Origin of the sequence: Robbsia sp. KACC 23696, from assembly GCF_039852015.1 — a bacterium.
In the GTDB taxonomy this organism is placed as follows: domain Bacteria; phylum Pseudomonadota; class Gammaproteobacteria; order Burkholderiales; family Burkholderiaceae; genus Robbsia.
In genome coordinates this window covers 1,477,766-1,489,952 of record NZ_CP156626.1, presented here as the reverse complement: position 1 = coordinate 1,489,952, position 12,187 = coordinate 1,477,766, and the positions used below count along the sequence as shown (strand labels likewise).

The 12,187-nt window shown below is 64.5% G+C and carries 8 protein-coding genes and 1 pseudogene; 2 read left to right on the top strand and 7 right to left on the bottom strand.

The window, feature by feature from the left end; all coding sequences use genetic code 11:
* Positions 1–44: 44 nt before the first annotated feature.
* Complete coding sequence (locus ABEG21_RS06180) at positions 45–893, top strand: sulfurtransferase (protein ID WP_347556352.1); 849 nt, start codon at positions 45–47, stop codon at positions 891–893.
* 37 nt (positions 894–930) lie between these two features.
* A pseudogene (gene gluQRS / locus ABEG21_RS06175) lies at positions 931–1,776 on the top strand (tRNA glutamyl-Q(34) synthetase GluQRS); the annotation flags it as partial.
* Positions 1,777–2,059: 283 nt separating this feature from the next.
* On the opposite strand, the gene ABEG21_RS06170 reads toward gluQRS, so the two are convergent.
* The 7 genes from ABEG21_RS06170 to ABEG21_RS06140 all read right to left on the bottom strand — a co-directional run bounded on the left by ABEG21_RS06170 (position 2,060) and on the right by ABEG21_RS06140 (position 12,181).
* Entirely contained in the window at positions 2,060–3,571 is a 1,512-nt protein-coding gene (locus ABEG21_RS06170) for a DEAD/DEAH box helicase (protein ID WP_347556654.1), read from the bottom strand.
* A 495-nt stretch (positions 3,572–4,066) separates the two neighbouring features.
* Entirely contained in the window at positions 4,067–5,314 is a 1,248-nt protein-coding gene (gene purT / locus ABEG21_RS06165; protein WP_347556351.1) for a formate-dependent phosphoribosylglycinamide formyltransferase, read from the bottom strand.
* A gap of 60 nt (positions 5,315–5,374) precedes the next feature.
* Positions 5,375–6,421 carry a peptidase gene (locus ABEG21_RS06160; RefSeq protein WP_347556350.1) on the bottom strand — a complete coding sequence of 349 codons (1,047 nt, stop codon included), beginning with the start codon at positions 6,419–6,421 and terminating at the stop codon, positions 5,375–5,377.
* Positions 6,422–6,518: 97 nt separating this feature from the next.
* Positions 6,519–7,394 (bottom strand): transglutaminase family protein, encoded by an 876-nt coding sequence (locus ABEG21_RS06155; protein ID WP_347556349.1) that lies wholly within the window; start codon positions 7,392–7,394, stop codon positions 6,519–6,521.
* Between the two features lie 18 nt (positions 7,395–7,412).
* The gene (locus ABEG21_RS06150; RefSeq protein ID WP_347556348.1) at positions 7,413–8,366 is read right to left on the bottom strand and encodes an alpha-E domain-containing protein; all 954 of its coding nucleotides are present in this window, start codon (positions 8,364–8,366) and stop codon (positions 7,413–7,415) included.
* Positions 8,367–8,484: 118 nt separating this feature from the next.
* On the bottom strand, positions 8,485–9,906 hold the full coding sequence (locus ABEG21_RS06145; protein ID WP_347556653.1) for a circularly permuted type 2 ATP-grasp protein: 1,422 nt from the start codon (positions 9,904–9,906) through the stop codon (positions 8,485–8,487).
* A gap of 214 nt (positions 9,907–10,120) precedes the next feature.
* Positions 10,121–12,181 (bottom strand): hypothetical protein, encoded by a 2,061-nt coding sequence (locus tag ABEG21_RS06140; protein WP_347556347.1) that lies wholly within the window; start codon positions 12,179–12,181, stop codon positions 10,121–10,123.
* Positions 12,182–12,187 lie beyond the last annotated feature (6 nt).

Here is a 12,187-nt window from a genome sequence, read left to right as displayed (position 1 = left end):
TGCGAGATAATGCCGGATTAAGTCCTGATTTCTGTTCCTCTCCGATGCGTATCGTCAATCTGGCCGGCTATCTTTTCGTCTCCATCCCGGATCCTGCCGCGTGGCGTGCTCCGCTACGCGAGCGCTGCGACGCCTTGCAACTGCGGGGGACGATCCTGCTGTCGCCGGAAGGAATCAATCTCTTCATCGCCGGCGAGCAGGCGCAGACCGACGCGCTGCTCGCCTATCTGCGCGACGATCCCCTGTTCGAGGGCAAGCTCGCGCCGCTGACGGTCAAGATTAGCCACTCCGACGACCAGCCATTCAAACGCATGCTGGTCAAGCTGAAGCGCGAGATCATCACGATGCGGCATCCGACGATCCGCCCCGAAGCGGGACGCGCGCCGTCGGTGTCGCCGGAAACGCTCCGCACCTGGCTCGATCGGGGACAGGACGACGACGGCCGACCGGTGGTGCTGCTCGATACGCGCAACGGTTTCGAGATCGATCACGGAACATTTGAAGGCGCAATTGATTGGCGACTGGAGAAATTCGGCGATTTCCCCGATGCGGTGGAGAGCCATCGGCAGACCTTTGACGGCAAGACCGTGGTCTCGTTCTGCACCGGAGGCATTCGCTGCGAGAAGGCTGCGATCCATATGGCCAACACCGGCATTTCGCACGTGTATCAACTCGAGGGCGGCATTCTGGGCTATTTCGAGCATGTCGGCGGCGACCATTACAACGGCGCCTGCTTCGTCTTCGATGAACGCGAGGCGCTGACGCCGACGCTGCAGCCTACCGCCGGGCCCGACGCCGCCCAGACCGGCAATGCGGAGACGACCGCTTCGCGTTCCAGCGCGTCGGCAACGGCACCGGCCACGGGCTCGACGACGAACACGGCCAGCCGCTGACTCGCTCGGACGATGGGTGCAACAGAGGAGCCGGGATTTGACTGAGCCGAATAAGCCGGCGGATCGCCCCCGCGCCGCGGCACCCGCCTATTGCGGACGGTTCGCGCCCTCTCCTACCGGCCCCCTGCATGCCGGCTCCCTGATCAGCGCGCTGGCCAGTTGGCTGGATGCGAAAGCGCACGACGGCATATGGCTGGTACGGATCGAGGACGTGGATCGGCCACGCACGGTGCCGGGCGCCGACCATGACATTTTGGAGACACTGGCAGCATACGGATTACACGCCGATGCGCCGCCCGTCTGGCAGCGTGACCGCGATGCCGCTTACGCAGCCGCATTCGCGCAACTGCAGCAAGCCGGCTTGGTCTACCCATGCGGCTGCACGCGCCGGGAAATCGCCGAGGCCTTGGCGCAATCGTCGGTACATCGACGCCACGCGACGTTGGCCTACCCCGGCACCTGTCGCGACGGGCTACAAGGGCGCGCACCGCGCGCATGGCGCCTGCGCGTCCCGGACGGTCCCGCTGCCCGATTCGGTTTCACCGATCGCTTTCACGGCACGGTCTCGCAGGATCTGTCGTCCGAGGTCGGCGACTTTGCCTTGCTGCGCGGGGACGGCCTGTGGGCCTATCAACTGGCGGTCGTCGTCGACGACGCCGAGGCCGGTGTAACCGATATCGTGCGCGGCGCCGATCTGCTCGACTCCACGCCACGGCAGATCTATCTGCAGCAGTGCCTCGGCCTGCCAACGCCGCGCTATCTGCACGTGCCCGTCCTGAACGACGCCCACGGCGACAAGCTCAGCAAGCAAACCGGCGCACTGGCATTGCCGCGAGACCCAGCCGGCATCGACGCTGCGCTACGCGATGCCTTGCGTTACCTGCAAACCCGAATGCAGTTGCCGACGATTCCGGCGCTGGACGCGCATGCCGGGCCAACGGCAATGGTCGGCACGCGATCGGCAGCGCGTGATGTCGCAGAGGGGAAAATCGAGGGGAAAGCGGCGCCGCGAACCGCGCTGTTACAGCAGGCGCTGTCCGCCTGGCGGCAGCGCTTCGTCGATGCGGGCGCCCCACCTGCCGTTCCGCGGTAAAACGACAGCCTGGCGGCAGCGGCCGCCGGCCCGACAGCAAGGATCCCGCCAGCGCCCGCTGCCCGATGGACGCTCAGTCAGGCTTGCGGGGCATGCCCAAGCCACCGAGCAAGGCCGCCAGCGGACGCTTTGCCGCCGCGCGCTTGTTCGACTCGGACGCGTCCGACGACGATGACGATTTCTCGAAATCGGCCGGCTTGACCGAGGGCTCGTACGGACGGGTGAAGATATCGTCGATCGGTGCCGAGCGACGCGGGCGGCGATCCGCGCCACGGCTAGCGGCATCGCCGTAGATACCGCGATTGGGATAGCCGGGCGTGGCATCGCGACGGGCGCGGCTGTCGGCGCCATCACGCGGCGTGTCGCGGCTCGCGCTAGGGCGTGCATCCCGTTCACCGCGACGCTCGCCGTCACGCTCGCTTCGTTCACTGCGTTCACCGCGTTCGCGTCGTGCGGGCAAGGTCAGCGCTGCGCGTTCGAGCGGCCGCTCGATCAACCGCTCGATATCTGCGAGCAGACGCAGATCTTTCGCGGAGCAGAGCGACAAGGCATCGCCCGACGCTCCGGCACGGCCGGTCCGGCCGATACGGTGCACATAATCTTCGGCGTTGAACGGCAGATCGTAGTTGATCACGGCCGGGAGATCGGTGACATCGAGACCGCGCGCGGCGACATCGGTCGCGACCAAGGCCGTCAGCGTGCCCTTCTTGAAGGACTCCAGCGCCTGCATCCGCTCCGTCTGCGACTTGTCGCCGTGAATGGCGGAGGCGATGATGCCGTCGCCTTCGAGCGTCCGCGCAAGGCGCCCCGCCCCTAGCTTGCTGTTGCAGAACACGATGACCTGCTTTAGATCGCGCTCGCGAATCAGTTGCGTCACCGCCCGCGGCTTGTCGGCTTCGTCGACTTCGAACAGGATCTGACGAACATTCGTCGCCGTGGCGTTTCGGGCGACTTCGATCGTCGTCGGATCGGTCAGATAGGTGGCGGCGAGCTTCTTGATGTCGTTCGAGAACGTCGCCGAAAACAGCAGCGTCTGACGGCCGGCCGGCAACAGGTTCAGGATGCGCTGCAAGTCCGGCAGGAAGCCCATATCGAGCATCCGGTCCGCCTCGTCGAGCACCAGCATCTGGACTTGCCCCAACTGGACGTTTTTCTGCTGCACGTGATCGAGCAGTCGGCCTGGCGTCGCGACGAGAATCTCGACGCCGCCGCGCAGCGCTTGAGCCTGCCCCTGCATGTCGATGCCGCCGAAAACGACCAGACTGCGCAGGTCCGTATGCTTGGCATAGGCCGCGACGTTGTCGGCGACCTGATCGGCCAACTCACGCGTGGGCGTCAGGATCAAGGCCCGCACCGGATGCCGTGCCGGCGACGTGCTGCTGTTCGCATGCGGCATCAGCCGTTCGATGATCGGCAGCGAGAAACTGGCGGTCTTGCCGGTTCCGGTCTGCGCCGCGCCCATCAGATCGCTGCCCGCCAGCACGACCGGAATCGCCCGCGCCTGAATCGGCGTCGGCTTGGTATAGCCTTGCTCGGTCACCGCCCTCAGGATCTTCGCGTGCAGACCGAAGGTCGCGAATGTCATATCGTCCGGCACAGCGGCAGGCACGATGGCGACGGGCGTCTCGAGGGTCGGGGCCGACTCGGCGGCTGGCGCAGCGTCGGCGGACGTAACGGAAGCAACGGACGCAGTGTCATCGCGCGGCGGTGGCGACGCGGGCGAAGCGGCCGACGGCGTGGGGGAAGCGGAGAATTCGGGCAAGGCGGACGGGGTATTCGATGCGGACGTCGTGGATACGGCATTCGCGGGACTGGCCTCGGACGGCGCGGCAGATTCGCCGTTGCCGTGGGCCGGAAAGGTTCCTGACTCGGACATGGAAATAGGTATCGGGCGGTCAGCGGTGGATCGGAGACGCTTCACAGTCGAAGCGAGAAAAGATCGGCGCCGGCCCTGAAATCATCGAAATTGCGCGCCATCCAGCCGGATGGGCGCGGGCATGCCGTCGGCATGCGGGATATGCCGCTATTGTAACACCGGCATTTTCAAATACTTGCGAGCGCGGGTATTCGCCGATGCCGATCAATCGGCGCGCCTGGGTTTCACGCACGCCGCCGCCGCACGGGCGCGCTCACGCGCCTCGTCGGTAGTCGCACCGGTGGCGACGGCCACGCCCATGCGTCGCTTCTTGAAGCTTTCCGGCTTGCCGAACAGACGCAAGTCCGCGCCCGGCACCTTCAAGGCGTCGACCAAGCCGTCGTAGACGATGCCTTCCGCTTCCATGCCGCCATAAATCACCGCCGACGCACCCACTTCGCGCAGCGAAGGATCCACCGGCAGACCCAGAATCGCCCGTGCATGCAAATCGAATTCCGAGTAGCGCTGCGTGCAGAGCGTGACCAGACCGGTATCGTGCGGGCGCGGGCTGACTTCGGAGAACCAGACGTCGTCGCCCTTCACGAACGCTTCCACCCCGAACAGACCAGAGCCGCCCAGTGCCTCGGTGACCTTGTGCGACAGATCGCGTGCCTTGGCCAAGGCCACCGGGCTCATCGGCTGCGGCTGCCAGGACTCGACGTAGTCGCCATCCACCTGGCGGTGTCCGATCGGCTCGCAGAAGAAGGTTTCGACACCGCCCGAGGCACCCACCGCACGCACCGTCAATTGCGTGATTTCATAGTCGAAATCGATGAAGCCCTCGACGATGATGCGGGTGCCCGCCACGCGACCACCCGCCATCGCGTATTGCCAGGCGCTGTCCAGATCGGCGGCGGAGCGCAGGACCGACTGTCCCTTGCCCGACGACGACATCACCGGCTTCACTACGCAGGGATAACCGATGCCGGCATTGATCGCCGCTTCCAATGCTTCGCGGGTATCGGCGAAAGCATACGGCGACGTCGGCAGCGCCAGTTCCTCGGCGGCCAGGCGGCGGATGCCTTCGCGATTCATCGTCAATTGCGTCGCGCGCGCGGTCGGCACGACGCGCGCCAGGCCATCCCGCTCGATTTCAGCGAGCGTATCGGTCGCGATCGCCTCGATTTCCGGGACGATCAGATGCGGACGCTCGGCTTCGACCAAGGCACGCAGGGCGGCACCGTCCGTCATCGCGATGACGTGCGAGCGATGCGCGACCTGATGCGCCGGCGCATTCGGATAGCGATCGACGGCGATGACCTCGACGCCCAGCCGCTGCAATGCGATAACGACTTCCTTGCCCAGTTCCCCGGAACCGAGCAGCATGACCCGCAACGCGGACCCGCTCAGCGGCGTGCCGAGCGCAGGCAAGGCGGGGGACGACGGGGCGGAGGCGTTCGGCAATTGGCTCATGGCAGCGATAGCGTGATCAAAGTGTTTCGGAATGGGCGGATTGTACCCGCTCCCGAACGATCAGTACTGAACCGGTGGTTCCTGATCGGATTGCGCGAGGGTCTGCGCCGGGGCACTGTCCGCTTCGCCGCTGGCGTGCGCACCGGCCGGCACGGCGCCGTCCTGCCCCCCGCGTCCGGTATGCGAGCGCAGCGCCTGACTCACGCCTCCATCGAGCCGTTCATGAAACGGCGCGCTCGCGACATCGGTCCAGACCGGGTTGGGAATTTCGCCGAAGACCTGGCGCAGACGCTCGCCCCAGCTACGGTGGATCATTTGGTAGTAGGCATTGTCCTGGTCGAGCACGGCAAAGCGGCTGACCCGCAACGCATCGCGTTCGTAGACCAGCAAATCGAGCGGCAGCCCGACCGACAGATTCGAGCGCAGCGTCGAATCCATCGAGATCAACGCGCACTTGGCCGCTTCGTCCAGCGACGTCTTGGGCGTGACCACGCGGTCGATGATCGGTTTGCCGTATTTCGATTCGCCGATCTGAAAAAACGGACAGGCATCGGTCGATTCGACGAAGTTGCCGGCCGCATAGATCATGAACAACCGCGGCTTCTGCGTGCCGATCTGGCCGCCCAGAATGAAGCTGCAATTGAATTCGACATGAAAATCCGACAGGGCCTGTGCATCGCGCTTGAACACGTCGCGCACCGCCTGCCCGACGACGCGCGCCGCTTCCACCATCGACGACGCGGTCCATAACGTGGCCGCCGGCGCAGCTCCTGCCGCGTCCGCGGCGGGGACGTTCGTCCGTTGCGCGGATGCAACGCGCACGTCGGCCGCATGGCTGTTCGCAGCGCTGTCGAGGCATGCTCCCTGCCCCGCTGCGCGCCCCGCATCCTGGACTACCTCGACCGAAGCCCCTTCGGTCAAACGCTGGACGACCGACTGAGTCAACGCCAGATTTCCGGCGCACAGCAGCGTGAGCACCCGGTCCCCGGGCTGCTCGAATACCGCCATTTTTCGGGCCGCGCTGACATTGTCCACGCCCGCATTGGTGCGCGTGTCGGACAGGAAGACCAAGCCCTCATCCACACACAGCGCCACACAATATGTCATTTCCGCCTACCTCACCGCCAACATTCGATCAATCATTGTACGGCGGCAGACAGGCAGCTTACCGACGCGATGTGTCACACCCTGCGTTCGGTGACGATCACTGTTGCGCCATGCCGACGCTGGCCGCCATTCCATTGCCGAGGCCAGAATCGGATCCGTTGCGGGGGGTGCCGTTGACATCGACAAACACTGATACATCAAGTGTTTCATCTCGACCGCCGATGCGAGAGCCGCGCACCGGGGACGCCGGCTGAAAATCGCGGGCCACGGCAAGGCGACAATACCGCTCGCTGGCGAATACCGCGTGCGTGACATCGACCGTCACCCAGCCGGCGCCCTGAGGGCCACCGTCGAGCCAGACATCGACCCAGGCATGACTGGCCGCGTGCGGGACATCGCCCGGATCGATATAGCCGCTCACGTAGCGCGCCGGCACGCCCAATTGGCGGCAGCAGGCCAACATCAGATGCGCGTGGTCCTGGCATACGCCATTCCCCAGCGCCAGCGCCTGGGCCGCGGTGCTGGTGACCATCGTGATCCCGGGCATATAGCGCACCCGTCCCGAAATCGACTCGGCCAAGGCAAGCAGATCCGACGGCGTCTTCAATGTCCGCTGCGCATGCGCCAGCGCACGAATCGGATCGTCGGCCTCCGTCAGCGGCGTGGCGCAAGTGTAGTGTTCGATCGGGATGCGCCCGGGGCCGTCCGACAACCAGCCGTCGCGCAGCGGCACTGTCTCCACCTCGCCGCTGACGGCGAACACAATCTGGTCGTGCGGCCGGTTCAACACCAGCGTGTGCAATACATTGCCATAGGCGTCGCGCGTGGCGTCGAGCTTGCCGGGCGCATCGATCGACCAGTGACGCACATGTTGCGCACTATTCGTCTCCGGCGTCAGGCGCAGTTGCTGGATCGAGTACTGGACCGGCGTGGCATAGTGGTAGCGCGTATCGTGACGAATATTCAACTGCATGGTTCCGTCTCCTGTCGCTCAGACCAGTGGCAACATCAAATAGGTGCGCATGACGCGCATGCCCAATTCATCGACGTGTTTCAAGAATTGGGTCAAATAGGTGTGCAACCCGGTGGCGTAGATCTGCTGGATATCGGTGTACACCAGATCGGCGCGCAGCTTTCCGGCAAAGCGCTCGCAATCGGCCGAGCCCGGCGTCCGCAACAACGCCAGCATCTCGCAGACGACATCGAGCGATGCCAGCAACGATCGCGGCATCTGCGCATTGAGGATCATCAACTCGACCACGCGCGACGGGGTTACGACATCCCGGTACACCTTTCGATAAATCTCCAGCGCCGACACCGAACTCAGCACCGACGTCCAGTAATAGAAGTCTTCCAACTGCCGCGCGTTATCGCGGGTCAAGGTGCTGTCGGACAACCGTACATCCAGAATCCGCGCGGTATTGTCGGCGCGCTCGAGGAAGGTGCCGAGCTGGATGAAATACAGCGCATCGTCTTTCAGCGCCGTGGCCGACACCACGCCACGCGTCAGATGCGAGCGGTATTTGACCCACTCGAACAAGGCGTCCGGGTTCGCCATCAACTCGCCGTTCTTTAGGCGATCGGCGAAGTCTAGCCAGGTGAAATTCAGCGTCTCCCAACTCTCGGTGGTCAAGGAGCCGCGCACCGCGCGCGCGTTTTCACGCGCGGCAAACAGGCAGGAGCGGATGCTCGACGAATTGGACGCATCGGCGACCATGAATTCGAGGACTGCCGCCGAGGTCGGCGGCGCATCACCATGACGCTCCGCGAACGCACCCTCCAATTCCGAGATACGAAGCATCTCGCGTTGCGCCTCGGCCTCCGCTTCTGGCGTCTGCGGCAACAACGCACCCTTCATATGGATGTCCAGCATCCGCGCCGTGTTTTCCGCGCGTTCCATGTAACGCGCCATCCAGAACAAATGATCCGCCGTTCGGCTTAGCATGGTCGTCTTCCCTGTCTTTATGCTTTGTCGTTGCGAAGGATTGCGCGTGCCGACCGAGGACAGCGCGCTTAGCGAAACGGGCCTGCGGCACGATGGCACGGCAGCGCCCCGAATCGGATCAATCCACCATCCAGGTATCCTTCGTCCCGCCGCCCTGCGACGAGTTGACAACCAGCGATCCCTCTTTCAGTGCCACGCGCGTCAGACCACCGGCCACCATCGTCACATCGCGACCCGACAGGACGAAGGGCCGCAAATCGATATGGCGTGGCGCGATACCGCTATCGACGAAGGTCGGACAGGCCGACAACGACAGCGTCGGCTGGGCGATATAGCCGGCCGGTTTGGCGAGCAGCAAGGCGCGGAACGTCTCGATTTCCTCACGCGTCGATGCCGGTCCGACCAGCATCCCATAGCCTCCCGCGCCATGGACTTCCTTCACCACCAACTCCGGCAGGTGCGCCAGCGTATACGCGAGATCATCGGGCTTGCGGCATTGGAACGTCGGCACGTTCTTCAGAATCGGCGCCTCGTTCAGATAAAACGCGATCATGTCCGGGACATACGGATAGATCGACTTGTCATCGGCGATACCGGTACCCATCGCGTTCGCCAGCACCACCTTGCCCGCACGATAAGACGTCAGCAAGCCCGGCACCCCCAGCGCCGAATCGGGACGGAAACCCAACGGATCCAGAAAATCGTCATCGATTCGCCGGTAGATCACATCGACCCGACGCGGCCCCTGCGTGGTGCGCATGAAGACGTAATTGTCTTCGGTGAACAGGTCCTTGCCTTCGACGAGCTCGACGCCCATCTGCTGTGCCAGGAACGAGTGTTCGAAATAGGCCGAGTTGTACATGCCCGGCGTCAGCACGACGACGACCGGGTCATCGACGCCCGGCGGCGCCACCGAGCGCAGCGTCTCGAGCAACAGATCCGGATAATGCGCGACCGGCGCCACGCGGTTCTGTACGAACAGCTCCGGAAACAACCGCATCATCATCTTCCGGTTCTCGAGCATGTACGAGACACCGGAAGGGACACGGAGATTGTCCTCCAGGACATAGAACTCGCCGTCGTCGCCATTGCGCACGACGTCGACGCCGGCGATATGCGCGTAGATGCCCAAAGGAACATCCACCCCTTGCATCTCGGGACGATATTGGGCATTGGTGAAGACCTGTTCCGCCGGAACGATCCCCGCCTTGACGATTTGCGCCTCGTGGTAGATGTCGTGGATGAACAGATTGAGCGCCTTGACGCGCTGGCGCAGTCCCGCTTCGAGCCGGCGCCATTCGTGCCCTGGAATGATGCGAGGAATCATGTCGAACGGAATGACCCGCTCGGTGCCCTGCAGATCGCCGTTCATCGCGAAGGTGATGCCCACGCGCCGGAACAGCAGATCCGACTCCGCCCGTTTTCGGGCGATGGTTTCGGCTGGCTGCGACTTCAGCCAGCGCTGGAAGCGCTCGTAGTGGGGACGAATCGCCCCGCCCGCCTCCGTGGCGCCCCCCTCAGCGGCGCCGTTCTCCTGCATTTCGTCGTAGATTCGCATCGTAACGCCTTTGGCCATCGGCCTGCCTTGCATGGAGAGTTCAAACTAAGCGAAAGGCATGCCCGCGTGAGCACGGCATCGATTCGCCAAAATGGGGCATGTTTGCGCTGCTTGACCTCGTTGGTGAGAGCGTCGAATGGAAATTGGCGGCTTACTGAAATGTAGGATGAATTGGCGTGGCGCGCAACGCACCAATTTAGTGCTCTTGCCGAAATCGATGCGCGGCCTCGAATCGTCTCATCGTGGACCAGGCGTCCGCGACCGATGGCGTCTGCCCCACAAAGGCATCGGCGGGCAATCCTGACAGCCAGCTGTCCATGGCTGCGTCGGAGATCGTGTCGTCGAGCAGCAAGTCGACCCAGCGCACCAGGACGTCGGGGGGCTCCTCCGTCAGCAAGCGTTGGCGGGCCAGCGCGGTCCAGCGCGATAACGCGCGTGCGCGGCGGTCTCCCAGTCGGGCGCTGAACATGGCGAACGAATCGATCCCAAGTACCGGACCCGGCCCGGCCAGGCTTCGGGCCCCCATCCAGCCCGTGTAGTAACGATCGGTCAGTAAGGTGAAACACGCCCGTTGTTGCCAGAGCCGACCCAACGTGTCCGGGGAGATCGACAGCAAGCCGATCCAATCGACTGGTGAGGGGGTGAGATCGGTACCGGTTTCGATCATATCGTCGACGATCAAGACGATCTGGCTATTGAACGGCGCGACGACCGGATCCACCAAGACGGTTTCGTACCACTGCAGGCTGTAAGCCAGATTGCACATCGCCGGGACGCGTGAGTGGCGAAGAGCAAGAAGGCCGCGGGACAGATGTAGACGCGCGATCGGCTCCGTGGTCTCGCGCAACAAGATGATTTCGAGCAACCGAAACTGGCTCTCCGCCGTGCGAGACGCGACATCGGGCCGCCTCACGGCACCGCGCGTCTCATCCCCCTGACGCGCGAAAGCCGCGAGCCAGGGCGCATCGTCCGCCAACGCCTCGTCGACGACACCATCGCGATAGGCGTCCGGATAGACGCCGACGCGAAGGTCTGGTCCGATGGCCCGCATCAGCCGATATTCACGTTTTAGATGCGCATCGATGTCGGCGAGCCGCAGCCGACCTGCGATGAAAAAATCACGATGGGACAGTGCTACGGGCAGCAGCGGCAGCAGCGCCGCGGACCGCCAGATCTCACACTGCCGCCATATCGTATCGATGCGGGTGGCGTGCACGCCATCCGCATCGCGTAAAGCGTCGTGTAGCGCATAGACGATGCGGAACAGGTCGGCGTGACCGGCGGCGGCGTGCACGGACAGCGGGCGAAGCGGCGCCAGCGCCATCAAGACCGTGTCCGCACGTTGCAGCCGCCGCGCCTGATCGTGGCGCCGGGTCAGCGCCTTGCCCAGCGCCGACACGCCCGACTGCCCGGCGCCGATATGCGCCAGCAATGCCGCCGACAGCACGTCGCCCAGACAGGCGACACTGCCGCTGAGCGACCACGTCGCGATGCACGCGCGCAATGCCAGGACGCTAGGGCGATGTTCGAGGTCTACGCCGAAGACCGGTCCCAAGGCCTCGAACAACGTCTCTCGCCCGACCTCGTGCAGCGGCATCGGTACGCCACGCAAGGTCGCCGCAACGTCACGGAGGCGCGTCTGATTGCGCTCCCGGGCAAGCGCGTCGAGATGATCCGCGATATCGGATGCGGTTACGGCGCCGTCGGCAAACGCGTAGCGCGCCGGAATGATCGCCGACAACAGCGTCAACGCGTCGCTTAGTCGCCACGACTCGATCTGTCGCCACGCCCTCTCTCGTGCCGTACGGTCGCCGACGGCATCCTCGAGCAGTCCCGCCCAGGCATCGCGGAGGGCGCCGCGCTCCGCAAGCGTCGCATCTCGTGAACGCGCATAGTGGGACACGGCGTGCGCCGCCGCATCCAGACGGTCGATCCTGACGGTGCGATCTTCGGCCAATTCGACGAGGTCTCTGGTGAAGACGGGAACCGCTTGATGTAACGCGATGCGTGAGGCCAGATCCGATCGCGTCGCATCGTGAATCACGCGCCCCAGATAGCGGCGAACATGCTCCACGCGCAGCACAGCCGCGCCGGCGCATGTATCGGCGCCGGCGCGCGCCTCCGCAGGCACACGCCCCCGCACCACGCTCTCGGCGACATACGGACCGCCCCCGGTTTTCTCGGCTGCGCATTGCGCGCTTGACCCTGTCGGACACGGTCGATGCCGGTCCGGCCGGCGGCTGTTATCTCTCTCCATCGCGTC

What these genes read in the sequence shown, in the direction of transcription:
- ABEG21_RS06160 (WP_347556350.1), bottom strand. Translation starts at nt 6,421, where the DNA reads ATGACATATTGTGTGGCGCTGTGTGTGGATGAGGGCTTGGTCTTCCTG.
- ABEG21_RS06155 (WP_347556349.1), bottom strand. Translation starts at nt 7,394, where the DNA reads ATGCAGTTGAATATTCGTCACGATACGCGCTACCACTATGCCACGCCG.
- ABEG21_RS06145 (WP_347556653.1), bottom strand. Translation starts at nt 9,906, where the DNA reads ATGCAGGAGAACGGCGCCGCTGAGGGGGGCGCCACGGAGGCGGGCGGG.
- ABEG21_RS06170 (WP_347556654.1), bottom strand. Translation starts at nt 3,571, where the DNA reads ATGACATTCGCGACCTTCGGTCTGCACGCGAAGATCCTGAGGGCGGTG.
- ABEG21_RS06180 (WP_347556352.1), top strand. Translation starts at nt 45, where the DNA reads ATGCGTATCGTCAATCTGGCCGGCTATCTTTTCGTCTCCATCCCGGAT.
- purT (WP_347556351.1), bottom strand. Translation starts at nt 5,314, where the DNA reads ATGAGCCAATTGCCGAACGCCTCCGCCCCGTCGTCCCCCGCCTTGCCT.
- ABEG21_RS06140 (WP_347556347.1), bottom strand. Translation starts at nt 12,181, where the DNA reads ATGGAGAGAGATAACAGCCGCCGGCCGGACCGGCATCGACCGTGTCCG.
- ABEG21_RS06150 (WP_347556348.1), bottom strand. Translation starts at nt 8,366, where the DNA reads ATGCTAAGCCGAACGGCGGATCATTTGTTCTGGATGGCGCGTTACATG.